17 protein-coding genes are annotated in these 17405 nt (G+C 61.5%); 3 read left to right on the top strand and 14 right to left on the bottom strand.

Going from position 1 to position 17405, the window contains the following annotated elements:
* Positions 1 to 23: 23 nt before the first annotated feature.
* From dgcB to etfB, 3 genes are read left to right on the top strand one after another with little or no spacing between them, the layout of a single operon-like run.
* The gene (gene dgcB / locus YA0848_RS13420; RefSeq protein WP_169903029.1) at positions 24 to 1967 is read left to right on the top strand and encodes a dimethylglycine demethylation protein DgcB; all 1944 of its coding nucleotides are present in this window, start codon (positions 24 to 26) and stop codon (positions 1965 to 1967) included.
* A complete protein-coding gene (gene etfA / locus YA0848_RS13415) occupies positions 1967 to 3187 on the top strand; it encodes an electron transfer flavoprotein subunit alpha (protein ID WP_034101174.1) in 1221 nt (406 codons plus the stop codon). The genes dgcB and etfA overlap by 1 nt, the downstream gene beginning before the upstream one ends.
* Before the next feature lie 10 nt (positions 3188 to 3197).
* Positions 3198 to 3968 (top strand): electron transfer flavoprotein subunit beta, encoded by a 771-nt coding sequence (etfB, locus tag YA0848_RS13410; protein ID WP_034139613.1) that lies wholly within the window; start codon positions 3198 to 3200, stop codon positions 3966 to 3968.
* A gap of 137 nt (positions 3969 to 4105) precedes the next feature.
* On the opposite strand, the gene YA0848_RS13405 is transcribed toward etfB, so the two are convergent.
* From YA0848_RS13405 to gbcA, 14 genes are all read right to left on the bottom strand, one after another.
* Positions 4106 to 6022, bottom strand: a complete 1917-nt coding sequence (locus YA0848_RS13405) for a secretin N-terminal domain-containing protein (RefSeq protein ID WP_034139611.1) — start codon at positions 6020 to 6022, stop codon at positions 4106 to 4108.
* An 18-nt stretch (positions 6023 to 6040) separates the two neighbouring features.
* Positions 6041 to 6532, bottom strand: coding sequence for a hypothetical protein (locus tag YA0848_RS13400; RefSeq protein WP_169903031.1), 492 nt, complete (start codon positions 6530 to 6532; stop codon positions 6041 to 6043).
* Positions 6529 to 7065 (bottom strand): hypothetical protein, encoded by a 537-nt coding sequence (locus YA0848_RS13395; protein WP_034115315.1) that lies wholly within the window; start codon positions 7063 to 7065, stop codon positions 6529 to 6531. The genes YA0848_RS13400 and YA0848_RS13395 overlap by 4 nt, the downstream gene beginning before the upstream one ends.
* A gap of 6 nt (positions 7066 to 7071) precedes the next feature.
* The gene (locus tag YA0848_RS13390) at positions 7072 to 7626 is read right to left on the bottom strand and encodes a hypothetical protein (RefSeq protein ID WP_034115314.1); all 555 of its coding nucleotides are present in this window, start codon (positions 7624 to 7626) and stop codon (positions 7072 to 7074) included.
* A complete protein-coding gene (locus YA0848_RS13385) occupies positions 7623 to 8348 on the bottom strand; it encodes a hypothetical protein (RefSeq protein ID WP_244192356.1) in 726 nt (241 codons plus the stop codon). Before YA0848_RS13385 ends, YA0848_RS13390 begins: the two co-directional genes overlap by 4 nt.
* Complete coding sequence (locus tag YA0848_RS13380; protein WP_169903032.1) at positions 8329 to 9966, bottom strand: GspE/PulE family protein; 1638 nt, start codon at positions 9964 to 9966, stop codon at positions 8329 to 8331. The genes YA0848_RS13385 and YA0848_RS13380 overlap by 20 nt, the downstream gene beginning before the upstream one ends.
* Positions 9967 to 9970: 4 nt before the next feature.
* Positions 9971 to 11155 carry a type II secretion system F family protein gene (locus tag YA0848_RS13375; protein ID WP_034101163.1) on the bottom strand — a complete coding sequence of 395 codons (1185 nt, stop codon included), beginning with the start codon at positions 11153 to 11155 and terminating at the stop codon, positions 9971 to 9973.
* The gene (locus tag YA0848_RS13370) at positions 11152 to 11616 is read right to left on the bottom strand and encodes a transglycosylase SLT domain-containing protein (RefSeq protein WP_034101162.1); all 465 of its coding nucleotides are present in this window, start codon (positions 11614 to 11616) and stop codon (positions 11152 to 11154) included. The genes YA0848_RS13375 and YA0848_RS13370 overlap by 4 nt, the downstream gene beginning before the upstream one ends.
* Positions 11617 to 11622: 6 nt before the next feature.
* Positions 11623 to 12054: a type II secretion system major pseudopilin GspG gene (gspG, locus tag YA0848_RS13365; protein WP_169903034.1), complete on the bottom strand. Its 432-nt coding sequence runs from the start codon at positions 12052 to 12054 to the stop codon at positions 11623 to 11625.
* 179 nt (positions 12055 to 12233) lie between these two features.
* Positions 12234 to 13760, bottom strand: coding sequence for a lytic polysaccharide monooxygenase (locus YA0848_RS13360; protein ID WP_169903035.1), 1527 nt, complete (start codon positions 13758 to 13760; stop codon positions 12234 to 12236).
* 74 nt (positions 13761 to 13834) lie between these two features.
* A complete protein-coding gene (locus tag YA0848_RS13355; RefSeq protein WP_047882489.1) occupies positions 13835 to 14341 on the bottom strand; it encodes a hypothetical protein in 507 nt (168 codons plus the stop codon).
* Entirely contained in the window at positions 14328 to 14708 is a 381-nt protein-coding gene (locus tag YA0848_RS13350) for a type II secretion system protein (RefSeq protein ID WP_034101158.1), read from the bottom strand. The genes YA0848_RS13355 and YA0848_RS13350 overlap by 14 nt, the downstream gene beginning before the upstream one ends.
* A complete protein-coding gene (locus tag YA0848_RS13345) occupies positions 14683 to 15177 on the bottom strand; it encodes a type II secretion system protein (protein WP_034101157.1) in 495 nt (164 codons plus the stop codon). The genes YA0848_RS13350 and YA0848_RS13345 overlap by 26 nt, the downstream gene beginning before the upstream one ends.
* Before the next feature lie 802 nt (positions 15178 to 15979).
* Complete coding sequence (gene gbcA, locus YA0848_RS13340) at positions 15980 to 17275, bottom strand: glycine-betaine demethylase subunit GbcA (protein WP_034101156.1); 1296 nt, start codon at positions 17273 to 17275, stop codon at positions 15980 to 15982.
* Positions 17276 to 17405 lie beyond the last annotated feature (130 nt).

The raw sequence follows: 17405 nt of genomic DNA, 5'->3' as shown, positions 1-17405 counted from the left end.
GTGCGGTCTGTGGGAGCTTCACCATGTTGAACACCTTGCTGCCTATTCTCTTGTTTGCCGCCCTCGGCCTCGCCGTCCTCGGCGCCCTGCGCCGGGTAAACATGTGGCGCCGTGGCCGCGCGTCCAAGGTCGACCTGCTGGGCGGCCTGCTGGCCATGCCCAAGCGCTACATGGTCGACCTGCATCATGTGGTCGCCCGCGACAAATACATCGCCAACACCCACGTCGCCACGGCGCTGGGCTTTGTGCTGTCGGCGCTGCTGGCGATCCTGGTGCACGGCTTCGGCCTGCAGAACCGGATCCTCGGCTACGCCTTGCTGCTGGCGTCGGTGCTGATGTTTGTCGGCGCCACCTTCGTGTACCTGCGTCGGCGCAACCCGCCGTCGCGCCTGTCCAAAGGCCCGTGGATGCGCTTGCCGAAAAGCCTGATGGCGTTCTCGGTGAGTTTCTTCCTGGTGACCCTGCCGGTGGCGGGCATCCTGCCCGCGGACTTTGGCGGTTGGCTGCTGGCTGCGCTGCTCAGCGTGGGCGTGCTGTGGGGCGTGAGCGAGATGTTCTTCGGCATGACCTGGGGCGGCCCGATGAAACACGCCTTCGCCGGTGCCCTGCACCTGGCCTGGCACCGCCGCGCCGAGCGCTTCGGCGGCGGCCGTTCCACCGGGTTGAAACCGTTGGACCTGAGCGACAAAGCCGCGCCCTTGGGCGTGGAAAAGCCCAAGGATTTCACCTGGAACCAACTGCTCGGTTTCGACGCCTGCGTGCAGTGCGGCAAGTGTGAGGCCGCGTGCCCGGCGTTCGCCGCCGGCCAGCCGCTGAACCCGAAAAAGCTGATCCAGGACATGGTGGTCGGCCTGGCGGGCGGCACCGATGCCAAGTTCGCCGGCAGCCCGTATCCGGGCAAAGCCATTGGCGAGCACGGCGGCAATCCGCATCAGCCGATCGTCAACGGCCTGGTGGACGCCGAGACCCTGTGGTCCTGCACCACCTGCCGCGCCTGCGTGGAAGAGTGCCCGATGATGATCGAGCATGTGGACGCCATCGTCGACATGCGCCGCCACCTCACCCTGGAAAAAGGCGCGACGCCGAATAAGGGCGCCGAAGTCCTGGAAAATTTGATCGCCACCGACAACCCCGGCGGCTTCGCTCCGGGCGGTCGCCTGAACTGGGCGGCGGACTTGAACCTGCCATTGCTCAGCGAAAAAGGCAGCACCGACGTGCTGTTCTGGGTCGGCGACGGCGCTTTCGACATGCGCAACCAACGTACCCTGCGTGCGTTCGTCAAAGTGCTGAAAGCGGCCAAGGTCGACTTCGCCGTGCTGGGCCTCGAAGAACGCGACAGCGGCGACGTGGCGCGGCGCCTGGGCGATGAAGCGACCTTCCAACTGCTGGCCTCGCGCAATATCCAGACCCTAGCCAAGTACAGTTTCAAACGCATCGTCACCTGTGACCCCCACAGCTTCCATGTGCTGAAAAACGAGTACGGCGCCTTCAACGGCAACTACCGCGTGCAACACCACAGCACCTTCATGGCCGAGCTGATCAGCGAAGGCGCGCTGAACCTGGGCCAGCACAAAGGCGACAGCGTGACCTACCACGACCCGTGCTACCTGGGCCGTTACAACGGTGAGTACGAAGCGCCGCGCCAAGTGCTGCGGGCGTTGGGTATCGAGGTCAAGGAGATGCAGCGGTCCGGTTTCCGCTCACGGTGCTGCGGCGGCGGTGGCGGTGCGCCGATCACTGACATTCCCGGCAAGCAACGGATCCCGGATATGCGCATGGAAGACATCCGCGAAACCGGCGCCGAGTTGGTGGCCGTTGGCTGCCCGCAATGCACCGCGATGCTCGAAGGGGTGGTCGAACCGCGCCCATTGATCAAGGACATCGCCGAACTGGTGGCCGACGCCTTGCTTGAGGAGGCTCAACCGGCCAAGTCACCGACCAAGCGTGAACCTGCGGAGGTGCACTGATGAGCGACATAATCCGCCGCGACCCACGGGCCGAATGGATCGCCCGTAACCGCCTGCACCCGCTGCATGCGGCGATGCAGCCGGTGCAGCACAGCTGGATGGGGCCCAATGGCGTCATCCGCAAGAACGTGCATGGCATCGGTTTTATCGGCCCCAACGGCATCAAACGCATCGACCGCAGCGGCGCCCAGCAAGGTGGCGCCAGTAAACGTACCGCAGCCGCCGAAGTGCAATTGCCGCTGCATCAAGTCGCTGCGCCGGCGTTCTACATCAACGTGGTGCCGGACATGGTCGGTGGCCGCCTGAGTAGTCATGACCGCGACCTGCTTGGCCTGGCTCGGCAGCTGGCCGGCGACGACGGCGCGGTGTTGGCGGTGGTGTTTGGCGAACACAAGGAAAGTGCGTTTGCCACGGCCGGCGTTGATCGCCTGCTGGTGCTCGACGGCGCCGAGTTCGACGGCTATTCGCCGGAACAACGGGTGCAAGGTCTGCGGGCGGTGGATAACCAATTCAATCCACGCCACTGGCTGCTGCCTGACAGTCGCAGCGGTGGCGGCGAGCTGGGCCGGCGTTTTGCCGCCAGCCTCAAGGAGCGCCCGGCCACGCGGGTGTGGCAGATCAAAGACAACACCTGCACCGGCCGCGCTGGCGCGGGCCAAGAGGATTTGGCGCGGCCGCTGCCACGCCTGATTCTGGCCGCCGCCGAATGTGCCGACCCGGTCAGCGAAACCCGGCACGAAGTGTTGCCCGTGGAGTTATCCACAACCCTGGCGCGCAGCTTGCCGCGTATCGAGGATCTCGGCGCGGTGGCGGTGGACCCGGCGGCCATTCCCATGGCCGAAGCGGAATTTATTTTCTCCGGCGGCAACGGCGTGAAGGACTGGGCCCTGTTTCACCAGACCGCCGCCGCACTGGGCGCCACCGAAGGCGCCTCGCGGGTGGCGGTGGACGATGGCTTTATGGCGCGTGATCGCCAGGTCGGCGCCAGCGGCACCTGGGTCACCGCGCGGGTGTATGTGGCCGTGGGGATTTCCGGGGCGATCCAACACCTGCAAGGCATCGGTGCCTGCGACAAGGTGGTGGCGATCAACCTCGACCCGGGTTGCGACATGATCAAGCGGGCCGACCTGTCGGTGATCGGCGAAAGCGCCGCGATACTGCACGCCTTGATCGATGCGGTCGAGGCCTACCGCAACGGCGCCAAGCGCGACGCGGCTTGAGGATATGAGCATGAGCACGAATGTAATCAGCCTGGTGTCCATCGGCGCCCACCCGACTTCCGGTCGCCCGCGCCGCGCCGAGCAGGACGCCCGCGCGGTCGAGCTGGGTTTGCAGCTGGCTGGGGATAAGTTGCAGGTGCTGCATGCCGGCAACATCGCCGAGCCGACCCTGCGCAGCTATCTGGGCATGGGTTTGCCGCAACTGCATGTGCTGGAGCAACCGGCCACCGCCGACGCACTGCCGGTACTCAGCGAGTACCTGCGTGATGCCGGAGCCCAGGTGGTGCTCACCGGCAGCCAGGCGGAAACCGGCGAAGGCTCGGGAATGCTGCCGTTTTTGCTCGCCGAGCAATTGGGTTGGCCGCTGATTGTGGGGCTGGCACAGGTGGAGTCCATCGACGGCGGCGTGGCCCATGTGCTGCAAGCTTTGCCACGGGGCCAGCGGCGGCGCTTGAAGGTGCGTCTGCCGTTTCTGGCCACGGTGGACAATGCCGCGCCCAAACCACGACAGAGCGCCTATGGCCCGGGCCAGCGCGGGGAACTGGCGGCCCATGAGGTCGAGGTCGAAGACGATGCGCTGTTGATGGGTGCCACCCTGCAACCGGCCAAGCCCCGACCCAAGCGGCTCAAGGTGATCAAGGCCAAGAGCGGCGCCGACCGCATGAAAGCGGCCACAGCCAAGGCCAGTGGCGGCGGTGGGCAGGTGCTCAAAGGCGTCAGCGCCGAAGAAGGCGCCCAAGCCATCCTCAAGTTGCTGATCGAAGAAGGCGTCGTACGCTGACCCACCCGTACTGCAAAACCAATGTGGAAGGGGGGCTTGCCCCCGATTGCTGTGTATCAGCCTGAGTATTTTTAACTGAACCACCGCTATCGGGGGCAAGCCCCCTCCCACAGTTTGTTCTTCTTCAAGGTCTGAGATTAAGGGGCGGCTGGCTCGGGCTTCGGCACCAGATCCGGTAACGGCGGCGGCAAGGGCTGCCAGTTGGCGTCCGGTTGCTGCATCGGTGGCGGCAGCGCGGGCGTCGGGTCGCCTCCGGTGGGTTTGAGGATCATCTTTTCCGTGGTGTCGCGCAGGATCATGCCCTGCGTCGAACTGCGCGCTTCGGTGCCGCTGTGAAAGGTGCTGATCTGGGAAATCGGCAAGTCCAGGTTGCGTTCGATCCGGGGCGTCAGCAGCAGGATGATTTCGGTTTTCTGCTGGGTATTCACATTGGTGCCAAACAGTTTTTTGCCGATCCACGGGATTTTGCTCAACCAGGGCAGGCCAGAACCCTCGTCGACGTCGGCAGTGCGGATCAGGCCTGAAACCACCTGGGTCTCATTGTTGCGGGCGGTGAGCAGGGTTTTGGTGGCGCGCGAGCCCAGTTCAAAGGTGGCCGGTACGTTGTCCGAGCTGGGGATGCGCTTGGTGATATGGCTCATCTCCACGTTCAGTTCCAGGTTCACTTCATCGCTCAGGCTGATGATCGGCTTGACGGTGATCTGCAACCCCACATCCTGGTAAGACACCGACGAGGTGGTGATCTGGTTGGCCGTGGTGGTGGTCACCACCGGGATTTTATCGCCGATGTTCACCTGCGCTTCTTCACGGTTGCGCACGCGCACCCTGGGGTTGGCCAGGGTCACCGTATTGCCGCTGCGTTGCAGCATATTGATCCGCGCCTCGGTGCTGTTGGCATCCAGCAGAATATTGTCGCCGTTGATGCCGCGCAGGGCGCTGATCGGGATGCCCGCCAGCCCGGCCGGCACATTGCTCAGGTTGCCGACGGACACGCCGATGCTGCCGGGGTACTGGATACCCAGGTTCAGTTCGTCGCTGAGGCTGACTTCCAGCACCTGGATATCGATGGTCACTTCCGACTGCGCGATATCGATGGCCTCCACCAGTTTTTCCACGGCACTCAGGGTGTCCAGACCATCGCGCACCAGCACGGCGTTGAGGCGCTCGTCCACCAGCACTTCCTTGGGTTTGAGCACTTGCTTGATCTCAGCGGCCACGACCTTGGCATCGCCATGGCTGAGGTAGAAGGTGCGCACCGCCAGCTCGCGGTATTCACGTTCTTTGTCCGGGCGCTTTGGGTAAATCAGCACGGTGTTGTTGTTGAGGATTTTCTTGTCCAGGCCCTGGGTGGTCAGCAACAGGTTCAGCGCGTCTTCGGCGGTGGTGCGGCTGGCGGTCATGCTGGCCGACGCGCTGGGGTTGACGTCTTTGTCGATGACGAAATTGACCCCCGATAACCGTGCGATGGTCTCGAAAATCGTGGTCAGGCTCTGGGAACTGAACTCCAGGCTCAAAGGTTTGCGCATGGCCTCGGAGAGGTCGGCGCTGAGGTGGTCGGCACTCACCAGTTCGCGGGTCAAGGCGTTGCGCAGGTCCAGGGCCTCTCGGTAGTTGGGCTTTTGCGCGATGATCTGGCGCACCAGGTTAAGCGCTTCCACCGGGTTGGAGCGTTTCATCTCATAGGCCCGCGCCAGTTGCGGGCGCAGTTGTTTCATCGCCTGGATGCTCTGGATTTGCTGGCGTGCGCCCAGGTTGCTGGGGTCGTACTTGAGGATGGTCTCCAGGGCGCGGATAGCGGCGGTGTCATCGCCACGCACCATGGCGGCGTTGGCTTCACGGCTGTACTGGGCCACCAGCAACTCCAGCTTGCTGAACTGCGCGGTGCGCAGCTGTATATCGTCGGGGTCTTCCTTGGCCTCGGCTTGCAGCACCTCGACCGAACGCACGATATCGCCCTGTTGGCGCAACTCATCGCTTTGCTTGATCGCCCGCTGGGTTTCACACGCACTCACTGCGCACAGCGCCAGGCCCAAGGGAATCCATCTAAGCCGCATGATCGTGCCCCTCCCGGGTCAGTGCTTGTCCAGGCGCAGGGTGCTGACATGCTTCAACGGCATGTAAGTCAGCACCACGGCGGTGTCGGTGAGTTTGTCCAAGCGGTAATGGGCGTCCAGCATCTTGCCGGGCACGATGTGCCCCGGCACCGAGCAGCGGTTGCATAAGGTGTATTGGGCGCCGTTGCCGCTGAGCACGACGATTTTCGCCTGGTTCTCGTAGCGCCATTGCGCGCTGACCTTGAAGGGCAGCGTTGGCGGCCTGCGCGGTGCGTTGTCCACCGGCGGGGGCGGCGGCGGTGGGGTCCAGGTCTGTATGGGAAACAGGTCGACGATCGTCTCCGCGGGTTCGGCGGTGGGTGTGGGCGCCGCCGGTTCGCTCGGCGCTGGCTTGGTGGTGACGGGGGCCGGTGCGCTGTCGAGGGGCTCGGGCTGGTCTTGCCAGAACAGCCAGCCGCAACCGATCAACGTCAGCACCAGCAGGATGCGCAGGTACAACGGAAGTTTCATTCCACCACCCCCAGCACGCTGATTTTGAGGTCGATGGTGAGCAGGCCGCTGGTGATTTCCTTGCGCTCCAGGGTGAGGTTTTCGATGCGTACCGCTGGCTCTTTGGCGATGTCGGTCAAGGCCTCGCGCAGCAGGAAGTAAGGGCCGGAGAGGGGGATCTGCGCATCCAGACGTTGCAGCCCGGTCTCCCCCGGCGTGGAGTAGGCCAGGGTGGTTTGCTCAATGATGAAACCGCGTTGGCTCAGCAGGCCCAGCAGTTTTTCCAGGCGCGGGGCAAAGTCTTGTGCCGTGGGCAGGGCTTCCACTACTGCCGGTTCCGTCACTTGAACGTCTTGGGGCTGCTCGTCGATACCCGCTTGCAGCGCCTGGCGTCGCTGGCTGTCGGCGCTGCTGGCCGGTTGAATCAGCACGACTTCGATCAACAGCACCGCCGCCATTACGCCCACGGCCAACAGGCCCCAGAAGCCCAGGCGCTGGCGCCACTGCATCAGGTGCCAGCGCAGGCGCGGCAGGTGGCGAACGAGGGTGTCCATGGCCGGCTACCCTGCGCCAACGGTGAGTTTGACCTGCACTGGATGCTGCGGGTCGTTGCTCTTCAGTGCGCTTTGTTGCAGGTTCACTTGCACCCCAGGCTGGGCCTGGAGCCGGTCCACGAAGCGAAAGGCATCGCCCAGTTGTTTCACCTCCAGATCCAGGTGCAGCACTTGAGCCTGGGTGTTGACCTCTACGCGGGTCAGGGCGATCTCCTTGGACCAGGCCTGGGCCACGCCATCCATCAAGGCAAACGGTGTGGCCTTTTGCTGGGCGAAGCTCGCCAGTTGTTGTCTTTGCTGGGGCGACAAGCGGATGGCCGCCTGAATCAACTGCTCCTGACGGCGGGTCAGTTGGATAAATTGCTGCTCCAGCACATCGGTCTGTTGCTGCTGGTGCACCATGCGTTGCCAGTGATGCCAAGTGCTCACCAGTAACAGGCTCGTCATCAACCACAGCGCGGCCACCAGGGCGCGGTGGGTGGGGGCGGGGCGCTGGAAATCGACACGCGGTGCGCTGGGCGCGCGCAACTGTTGCCAGACACCGGCGAGCCTGGCTTTCATGATGGCGCCTCCTCCAGCCACGGGTGCACGGGCCCCAAGCGATGCTCCGCCGGCGCGTTGCTGACCACGAGCGTGGCCGGGGCATGCCGCTCGACCAGCAGGTCGGCGGTAAACAAGTTGTCGCTCAAGGTGCTGCCGGGTTGGGTGGGGATCACGCATACCTGATCGATGATGCCCAAGTGTCGATACAGGCAACTGAGGCTGCCGGCCTCGGGCACGGCCACCACGCAATCGTCAGGCAGGTGCCGCCAGTACTGTTGGGCGACCGCCGTCAGCACGGGGGTGCAGGTCACCAGCGGCAAGCGGTTGAGCTTGAACAGTTCGCGCAGGTCCAGCAGTAATTCTCGTGGTGTGGCGACCGCCAGGCGCGGTTGACCGAACGGGCTATCGGCGACCTGCACTTGCCAGTGCTCGGCATCGATATTGGCCTGCTGGCTGAACATCCCCTCGGCGAAACCTTGCCAGTCCTGGGCGCTGTACACCTCGGGTTGCCACGGCAGTAGCAGGTAATGCACATGGGGATAACCCAGCAGCACCGTGGCCCGGTCAAGGAAATTCACGCGTCCGCGCGGCGCCTGCTCCAACAGTTCGGCGCAGGCGGCCAGCGGGGTACCTTTGCATTGCGCGTGCCAGACAGGTGCGCCACGCCAGCGCGCGCGTGCGGCCCACTCGGCAGCGTCGCGATGCAGCCACACCACGTGCTCAATAAAGGGAAATGACACGGTGGATCTCCTTGAGCGTGGTGTCGCCCTGGGCGGCGTGGGCCAGGGCAATGTCGCGAATAAACACATGGCCGGCTCCACGGGCCAGCTCCCGCAGAATGGACGCTGAGCTGCGCGCCAGCAGACCCTCCTTGATGGTGTCGTTCATGCTCAGAACCTCCGCCAGGGCCAGCCGGCCGCGATAACCCGTGTGGCGGCAAGCGTCGCAGCCCTTGCCCACGCGGTAGTGACCTTGTTTCAACTGGGCCTCGGGCAACTGGGCGAGGCGGGCAATGTCCGAGTCGGGTTCGGCCTCCACCGCGCAATCTGCGCAGATGCGCCGCACCAGGCGTTGGGCGACCACGCCGTTGAGGGCTTCGACGAAACTCGCCGGGTCCACATCCATATAGGTGAAACGTTCGAGTACGCTGAATGCGCTATTGGCGTGTACCGACGACATCACCAAGTGCCCGGTCAGCGCCGCCTGCACTGCGATGCCCGCGGTTTCGCCATCGCGGATTTCGCCCACCAGGATCGTGTCTGGGTCGTGGCGCAGGATCGAGCGCAGGCCACGGGCAAAGGTCAGGCCCTTCTTGTCGTTGACCGGAATTTGCAGCACGCCGGGCAGTTCGTATTCCACCGGGTCCTCGATGGTGATGATTTTTTTCTCGCCGGTGTTGGTCTCCGACAACGCGGCATACAGGGTCGTGGATTTGCCGCTGCCGGTGGGGCCGGTGACCAGCAGCATGCCGTAGGGCTCGCTGGCCAGGGCGCGGATGCGGGCGATGGTGTCGGCGGCCAGGCCCAGGGCCTCCAGGCTCAGGGATTCGCCGCGCTGGGATTTGTCGAGGATGCGCAGCACCGCGTCTTCGCCGTGGATGCTGGGCATGATCGACACACGAAAATCCACTTCGCGCCCCTGGATCTTCATCTTGAAACGCCCGTCCTGGGGCACGCGTCGCTCACCGATATCCAGCTCCGACAACACCTTGATCCGCGACAGCGCCTGCTCGGCCATGTCCATGCCGCTGGCCTGGCCCATCTGCTGCAACACGCCGTCGATGCGGTACTTGATCACCAATCCACCGGGAGTGGTTTCCACATGGATGTCACTGGCGCGGCTTTGTAGCGCATCGAACAGCATGGAGTTGACCAGGCGCACCACCAGATTGTCGTCGCGGGCGATGCTGCTCAAGGATATTTCCTGGGCGGCCTGGCCGATCGGTGCGTCAGGGTCATCTTCGCCGAAGGGTTGCATCACCCGCTGGCTGGCTTCGGCTTTGGTCAACTGGGCGTTGACCGCACCGGGCAGGCTCATGGCCAGAGGCAGTTGGCGCAGGGTACTGGAAGACTGCAACCAGTGTCGGCTGGCCAGGGTAAAGGGGTCGCCCAGCACCAGGCAGGGTTGGCCCAGGTGATCCAGGGGCAGCACGTTATGCAGCAGTGCCTGGGGCAGGGGCAACAGGTCGAAACGCCAGTCTTCGCCCAGCTGCTCAGGCCCGATGGGGAGCAGCCCCAACGGCTCGGCGACTGTGTGCAGTTGGTCAGGGGCGGTGGTCAGCAATTCGGTGAGGTAGGCCGCCAATGTCATGCCCCGTTGGCTCGCCAGCGCCTGCCACTTGTGCGTGTTGTCGCTCATTGCGTCACCCCTGGATGGAACCTGCCAGTTCAAAAATCGGCATGTACAACATGAACACAATCAGGCCGATCAGCCCGCCCACCACCAGCATCAACAAGGGCTCGAAGACCTTGCTGAACAGCTCGATGGCGCGCTCCAAGGCTTCATCGTGAAACTGCGCGATGCGCTCGCACATCGCTGCCAATTCGCCGCTTTGCTCGCCTACCCGCAACAGGCGTTCGGCGACGGCGGTGGTCAGTTGGTGGCGGGCCAGGGAGGTGGACAATGGCTGACCGGCCTGAATATCGGTCATGGCCTGGCGCAGGGCCGCTTGGCGTTCCACCGGCAGCAAGGCACCGGAGAGCTCTACCGCCGTAACCACCGGCATCCCGCCCATCAGCAACATGCCCGCGGTGCGGTAGAAACGCGCCAGGATGAACAGCGTGCGCTGGGCGCCCAGGCTCGGAATCTTCCAGAACAGCTCGGCCACGCGACGCTTGAACCCGGCGCTGCGAAACAGCAGCACCAGCGCACCTACCGCCAGCGCCAGGCCGATCAGCAACTCCATGCCGCGTGCGTCTACCAGCGCGCCCCACCACACCATGAAGCGCGCGGTGGCGGGTAAGTCGGCGACGGCGTCGAACACCGAGGCGAAACGCGGGATCACGAAGAACAGCAAAAACAACAGGATCAACGCACCCACGCTAAGCACTACCAGGGGGTACATCAGGGCACCGCTGACGCGTTTTTTCACGGTTTCCAAATGCGCTTCAAAGTGATGGTAGCGGCGCAGGGCTACGGCCAATTGGCCGCTGTGTTCGGAGGACGCCACGGTGGCGATCAGCAATGAAGGAAACGTCTGCGGCTTGAGCTGCATTGCCCTGGACAGCGAGTTACCCTCATACATCGAGGCCAGTAGCTCGCTCATGACCTGCCGATTTATCCCCGGCGGTGCTTTGTCGCGCAGGGTTTCCACCGCTTCTACCAGCACCAGGCCGGCGTCCAGCAGCACCACCAATTCCTGGATGAACAAGCCGAGGGCGAACTTGGAGCGCCGGCTCGGCAGTTTGAGTTGGCGACGGGCTTTGAGCGAGATGACCTGGGCGCCGTCGGCCTGCAATTGCTGGCGCGCCTGGGCCAGGTCAACGGCTTGCAGGTGCAGGGACTGCAAATGACCGTCGCGGATGATGCGGGCGTCTATTTCGATCATGGCGTTTGCCTCGCCAGTTTCCGGCGCTGTTGCAGCAACTCGCCGTAGTAACGCCACACCGCCAGGGCGTAACGCGTACGGCGCGCCTCGCGGTCCGGCTTGGGCCCGGCGTTGTAGGCGCCTACGGCCTGCCAGCCGTAGCCGTTTTCGCGGATAAAACCGGCCAGGATCCACGCGCCGACCATCACGCTGGTGCAAGGCTGAGTGATCAGGTGCTGTTCGGTGATGCCGAACCGCGCCAATGCCGGTAAGTGGCGGCTGTTGATCTGCATCAGGCCGATGTCCTGGCTGCCGTCGGCATTGATATTGCGCGCACGGGGGTTGAGGCCGGACTCGACCCTGGCGATGGCGTACAGCAGGAGCGGATCAACGTGATAACGACTGGCCGCCAGTTGCCAGCAATTGGCCTGGGCGGTGCCCGTAAGGCACAGCAGCGTCAGAACAATCCGCAGCGCGCACATGAGCCGTTACAGCCCGTAGACAATGTCGGCGTAGGTGTTGACGCCGCCGGCCTTGCCGTCGCGGCCCAGGGAGATGATCTCGGCGTCGTTGGGCGGGGTGCCCGGGTTTTTGTAGAGATATGGGTTGCCCCAGGGGTCAGGTGGCAACGTCTTCAAGTAAGGCCCCTGCCAATTGGCCGCATTGGCGGGCCGCGTAGTCAGCGCATTCAGGCCGAGGGCTTCGTCGGGGTAGTTGCCGTTGTCCAGGCGGTACTGGTTCAACGCATCGGCGATGGACTTCATCTGGCCTTGGGCGGTTTGCACCTTGGCCAGCTCCAGGCGGTCGAACATCTTGGGTCCTACATAGCCGGCGAGCAGGGCGATGATCAGCAGGACGACCAGCAGTTCCAGCAGCGTAAAGGCGCGTTGGAAGGGGGTGATAAGTATGCGTGTGCGCATGGCGATACTCGGCGGTTGTGATCAACTCTTCCGGCCCGCTGGGGAAGCGGGCACCGCCGGTAGGACTGCGTTATAACCAGTACTGCTTCCAATTGTAGCGTTGCGCGATATAAGGCGCCGTAAGGCGCCCTATAACGTTTGGCACTTGCTGTTATCAAGTCAGTGCATATGCCAGTGGCTCAAGGAACAACATCCCATGCGCGCTGCCAGAAAGTGGAACCGGGTTTGCCGGGTTCATTTTCATTCTGCCCGCACCATGCGCCTGCCGATCCCTGTTTGCACCGGTACTTCACTCCATAATTGGATACTTGTGAGCCGCTGTTATAGCCGCCATTCGGTTTCCACTGAGGGTAATCCGTGTCTCCGCTTGCAGGTTCTACGGTAAAGGAGAGCTTCGCCGGATCGGTTTTACCGTTTTGCTGGTCCCGAACGATCAATCGTGCTTCAAACGTGGTTACTTCTGGGACTTGGTAGGCCTTGCCGCTGATGGTCGCGCCATTCTGTGCGCCCGTCATCCCGGGGACGGCCCATTGATACAACAACGGGCCATTGCTCCCCGTTGACGTAGTGCCACTGAATGTGAAGGTCTCGCCCGACTTCAATGCAGTGGGACCTGTGATCCGTGCTATAGGTGGCGCCGGATTAACAGGGCTTGGGCCTTCACCTGCAATGATCGACATCGCCTGGCTGTAACCTTGTTGAGTGGCATAAGTCGAGTTGCTTAAAGGGTTTTGCACGTTGTAAGTAACGATCGAGCCCTCTAGCTCGCCGATTTTGGCGATGGAGGGATTGACTTGGTCGGCTATTTCTTTGCCCCATTGAACAGGCGGCAGATTTGCTGCGCTGATTTTATGAATGATATCGACCAGTTCTTTTTTTGCCCCATCGTTACCAAAAATCCGATAGTGCACGGAGTCGCCAGGTTTGAGCGTACTCATGTCGCCATTGATAAACGTACCGATATTGTGAAGTTTCTCAGGCACACCTCCACCTGTGAAGTTCACGTCCGAGCACGAAATGAAAAACTCTCCATTCGGGTCGTCCCGTACCCAGATGCCGACAATCAACCCATTGCCCGAAAGCCCATTCGGGATAGTTCTTACTGTTTCGAAGTAGCCCGATGCACCGGGTAGTCTGGGTGGCGTTTGCCAGTTTGTTTTCGCAACTTCAAATATCTCTTCCTGGCCCAACTGCACCAGATCGCTCCACTTCAATTTGTCCGTGGCCGAATTGAAGCCTGGTTTGCTGGCAAATGTATAGAACTTGCTGGGTACGTGGGGGGCGGTACCAATAAGTCGGAGGGTCAGCGGCTGTCCGGACGTCACGTCAGTCTTGGTCCAGTAGGGCGTTGGGTAATCCAGGCTGGCTTTTCTGGGGTCATTTGCAGCACAGATCTGGCCGTCTTTGATAATGGCTTTAATCTGATCCATCGATGGATTATTAATCCCTGGGATGTGTGAAACCTCATGCCATTGTTGCGCGGCGAATACTTTTTGGGCAGGGGTACCAAATAGCGTGGCTGATTCTCGGCAACCTTTATCCACAATGGAGGACCCATCCTCTGATTGCCAGTAGCCTCCGGTAGCCTGGCAATTCACCGCACGTGATGCCGGGATATCCAGAGCACCATGTGCCCAACTCAAGGTCGGTACCAAACACAAAGCAGGCACTGTCCATTTGATAAAACTCTTCATGTACTTATTCATGCTCTAGTCCACCTTCAATCCAGATAAACAAGTTCCGAACTGCTGGAACGATCAGTGTGTTCATATCGTTGAAATCATCGAGTCAGCTGATCTCCCAGAGGAGTGACGCGGGTTGCAGGGTTACTCTGTACAGAGCCATACAGAAACACCCACCCTTGATAACTGCCTTGCCCTGTAAAACTTTGATTGATGACCGCAAAGTTGCCTTGCTTGAACGGCGTGCCCTTGGCCTGGCTGAACACGCCCATGATGGTGTCGCCCGGCCCTGGCACGACGCCCCACTCGGTGGTGCCGGTCAGCGGGTCGGCGTAGACCCGGCGCAGGTAGCGCTTGACGGTCGGTTGGCGCCGGTCAAGCACCAGGTCTTCGAGGGACTTGGGAAAGGCATTGCCGGCCTTGTAGTACAGGCCGATGGCCCGGCGAATTTCGTTGCCGCGCGCCAGCAGTTCCAGTTCGCGTTCGCGCTGCAACACGCTGGACCACAGCGTGCCCGTCTCCATTAACATCACGGCCACGACGGCCACCGTCACCAGCATGCCCATGAACACCGAGCCGTGCTGGCGCTGCTTACCAGTCTGCATAGGCCGTCCCATCGTTAGCGGTGCCCGGTGCGCCGCTGCGTACGTCGCCCAGGCCTTGTTCGTCGGAGGGTTGCAGTTGCCAGGTGTCGCGCTTGCCGGTCAGCGGGTCCAGAGGGATTTCGCGCAGGTAGCGGCGGTCCACCAGGGCTTGCAAGGAGTCGGGGTTCTCGCCGTGGTCTTCGCGGTATTGATCCAGCGCCTGGCGAATGGTGGAGAGGTTGTGGCGCAGCACGGTTTCCTGGGCCTTGGCGTGCTGGCGAAAATACTGGGGGGTGACCAGCGTCATGAGTGTGGCGATGATGGCCATCACCACCAGCAATTCGATCAGGGTAAAACCGCGCTCACCACTGGCTGTACAACGTTCCATTCAAACTCTCCCGAGTGCTGCGGGATGAAACGTCAAATACATCTTCTCCCTCTTGTGGGTTATCGGCGCTGCTCTTGTAACTGCGCAATTGCCAGGTTTTTTCCGCTGCCAGTTCGGGACATTCGCAGAGAGGATCGCGAGGAATGCGTCGCAGAAAATAGAGTTTTTGACCTTGCAAGTTGGTCTGGTCGGTGACGCCATCGACCAATGTCTGCAAAGAGGGCGGGTAACCACTGGCAGTGACGCTCTTTTCGATGCGCCCGTCGTCGCTGGCTTCTTTGTAGGAATCAATAGCGCGGCGTATCTCTCGCAACGAACGTTGCAAGTCGAGTTCTCGGTCGCGTTTGCCCATCAATGCTGTCAGCGGATAAGCCACTGTCGCCAGCGTGGCCAGCAAGGCCAGCGTCAGTAGTAATTCAATCAGCGTAAAACCTTTGGCGCAGTGATGGCTGGGTATGCCCTGCCACATCACTGTTGGTCCTCCCGTTTATCCCGCCAAGGACTTCCGCACTAACCCAGGCTGGTGAAATTAACTGCAAAGGTGAGTGTAGATGCGGAGTGTTTTTTGTACAGACGAATACCACCTAGGACGTTACCCACAATCGCTGTGTGTCTGGCTGTGGATAAGGTGTTCGTGGGTGCCTGTAGCTCAGGTAAATTAAGGGCTGCAGCCTGCTGTATGAAAAACAACCAGGCTAAGCCCCGGTTTTTTAAGCGTTTTGCGTGTGGATAAGCGTGGTGGGGTATTTGTACTTGCCCCCAAAGTCTGTTGGCGCTTCTGTGGATAAGATGTTTGCTATCGGCTACAAGCCTTAAAGATAAAGGCCTTGATCGAAATGATTAAAAAGTGATCAATTCGCTGATTGAAGCGCTGGAATAGTGCTAAAGCCTGGATTTATGCAGGGTTGCCGCGGTTTTCCACAGTGCCGTGCAAGTTGCCCCCAAAGTCTGTTGGCGCTTCTGTGGATAAGGTGTTCACGTAGTGCTACAAGCCACGATTTTATTGGCTTGTAGCGTATTGATCGAAAAATGATCAAATGCACACCCAAACCCGTAACTTGAATAAGTCACGGATTTTCTTCACTTATTTCTGGGTAATTGGCGCAGTTGCCCACAATTGCTGTGGGTGGCTCTGTGGATAAGTTGTTGGGCAAAGGCTGGAAGGCAGGCGGGTAGGGGGCTGGGAGAGATCTGATCAAATAGTAAGCAGTGCGAGGTTCGATTGTGGGAGGGGGCAGGCCCCTTCCCACAGTTCCAACGATTAGGATCGTTTATTCGTGTGCCGCCACGCCTTTGAGGTAAGGCGCCGGTGCTGCGCCCAGGTTGCTCAGCATGCGCTCGCTGTACCAGTCCACGAAATTCACCACGCCGAACTCATAAGTCTTGGAGTACGGGCCCGGTTGATAGGCCGTGGAGTTGATGCCGCGCTGGTTTTCTTCTGCCAGGCGACGGTCCTGGTCGTTGGTGGCGTCCCAGACCTGGCGCATGCGCTCCACGTCATAGTCCACGCCTTCGACCGCGTCCTTGTGTACCAGCCACTTGGTAGTGACCATGGTTTCCTGCGCGCTGATCGGCCACACCGTGAACACAATGATGTGGTCGCCCATGCAGTGGTTCCACGAGTGCGGCAGGTGCAGGATGCGCATCGATCCCAGGTCCGGGTTCTTGATGCGGCCCATCAGCTTGGCGCAACCTTGTTTGCCATCGAGGGTCATCGACACGGTGCCCTTGAGCAGCGGCATCCGCACGATGCGGTTACGCAGGCCGAAGCTGGCGTGGGCGTACGGGATCTTCTCGGCGTCCCAGGCAGCGGCCGAGGCGGCGACGTGGTCCTTGAATGCCTGGTCGGCGCGTGGGTCGGTGACGTCGTCCCATTCCAGCAGGGTTTTGAGCAGCTCCGGGTGCGAACCGCCGCAGTGGTAGCACTCGCGGTTGTTCTCCAGCACCAGTTTCCAGTTGGCCTTTTCCATCAAGGTGGTTTGCACCGCCACCTTGGTGTTCTCCATGTCGTAGGGTTCCATGTAGTGGTTCAGGGTCGACAGGAAGTCATCGATGGCCGGCGGGTTTTCGGCCAGGCTGATGAAGATATAGCCGCCGGCGGTCTTCACGTTGACCGGCTTGAGGCCGTATTGATTCATGTCGAAGTCGGCGCCCATCTCGGTGCCGGCGAACAGCAGGCGGCCGTCCAGTTCGTAGGTCCACTGGTGATAATGGCAGACCAGTTTGGCCACCTTGCCCTTGTCGCTGGTGCACAGGCGCGAGCCACGGTGACGGCACACGTTGTGGAACGCATGTACCACGCCCTCGGCGCCACGGATCACGATGATCGGGTTCTTGCCCACTTGCAGGGTCAGGTAGTTGCCCTTGGTCGGAATCTCGCAGGTCATGCCGGCGATCAACCACTCTTTCTGGAAGATCTCCTGCATGTCGATATCGAACAAACGCTCATCGCAGTAGAACGGCTGCGGCAGCGAAAAGGTGCGCTCGCGCTCTTGCAGCATTTGCGCGGTGGCCTTGCGTGCGGGTTCCAGCGGATCGCCCAAGCTTAAGGTTGCGGTGACGTCCATCGTGTAGGTCCTCATGGCCATTCTGTGTGGCCGGCGAATAGTGGCTGATCAGGTGTGCAGCAAGGCGTAAAGAAAGCGTCGTTGTTGGGAGCGAGTGTGGGGCTGCTGATGCGGCGAACCTTATCCATGA

Origin of the sequence: Pseudomonas sp. S4_EA_1b (assembly GCF_016307435.1) — a bacterium.
In the GTDB taxonomy this organism is placed as follows: domain Bacteria; phylum Pseudomonadota; class Gammaproteobacteria; order Pseudomonadales; family Pseudomonadaceae; genus Aquipseudomonas; species Aquipseudomonas rhodesiae.
This window is presented reverse-complemented; position numbering and strand designations above follow the sequence as displayed.

Excerpts from the sequence above, each read along its gene's own strand:
- YA0848_RS13380 (WP_169903032.1), bottom strand. The coding sequence starts at position 9,966 with ATGAGCGACAACACGCACAAGTGGCAGGCGCTGGCGAGCCAACGGGGC.
- YA0848_RS13370 (WP_034101162.1), bottom strand. The coding sequence starts at position 11,616 with ATGTGCGCGCTGCGGATTGTTCTGACGCTGCTGTGCCTTACGGGCACC.
- YA0848_RS13375 (WP_034101163.1), bottom strand. The coding sequence starts at position 11,155 with ATGATCGAAATAGACGCCCGCATCATCCGCGACGGTCATTTGCAGTCC.
- YA0848_RS13405 (WP_034139611.1), bottom strand. The coding sequence starts at position 6,022 with ATGCGGCTTAGATGGATTCCCTTGGGCCTGGCGCTGTGCGCAGTGAGT.
- YA0848_RS13360 (WP_169903035.1), bottom strand. The coding sequence starts at position 13,760 with ATGAATAAGTACATGAAGAGTTTTATCAAATGGACAGTGCCTGCTTTG.
- YA0848_RS13350 (WP_034101158.1), bottom strand. The coding sequence starts at position 14,708 with ATGGAACGTTGTACAGCCAGTGGTGAGCGCGGTTTTACCCTGATCGAA.
- gbcA (WP_034101156.1), bottom strand. The coding sequence starts at position 17,275 with ATGGACGTCACCGCAACCTTAAGCTTGGGCGATCCGCTGGAACCCGCA.
- YA0848_RS13345 (WP_034101157.1), bottom strand. The coding sequence starts at position 15,177 with ATGTGGCAGGGCATACCCAGCCATCACTGCGCCAAAGGTTTTACGCTG.
- etfA (WP_034101174.1), top strand. The coding sequence starts at position 1,967 with ATGAGCGACATAATCCGCCGCGACCCACGGGCCGAATGGATCGCCCGT.
- YA0848_RS13390 (WP_034115314.1), bottom strand. The coding sequence starts at position 7,626 with ATGAAAGCCAGGCTCGCCGGTGTCTGGCAACAGTTGCGCGCGCCCAGC.
- YA0848_RS13400 (WP_169903031.1), bottom strand. The coding sequence starts at position 6,532 with ATGAAACTTCCGTTGTACCTGCGCATCCTGCTGGTGCTGACGTTGATC.
- YA0848_RS13355 (WP_047882489.1), bottom strand. The coding sequence starts at position 14,341 with ATGCAGACTGGTAAGCAGCGCCAGCACGGCTCGGTGTTCATGGGCATG.
- gspG (WP_169903034.1), bottom strand. The coding sequence starts at position 12,054 with ATGCGCACACGCATACTTATCACCCCCTTCCAACGCGCCTTTACGCTG.
- dgcB (WP_169903029.1), top strand. The coding sequence starts at position 24 with ATGTTGAACACCTTGCTGCCTATTCTCTTGTTTGCCGCCCTCGGCCTC.
- etfB (WP_034139613.1), top strand. The coding sequence starts at position 3,198 with ATGAGCACGAATGTAATCAGCCTGGTGTCCATCGGCGCCCACCCGACT.
- YA0848_RS13395 (WP_034115315.1), bottom strand. The coding sequence starts at position 7,065 with ATGGACACCCTCGTTCGCCACCTGCCGCGCCTGCGCTGGCACCTGATG.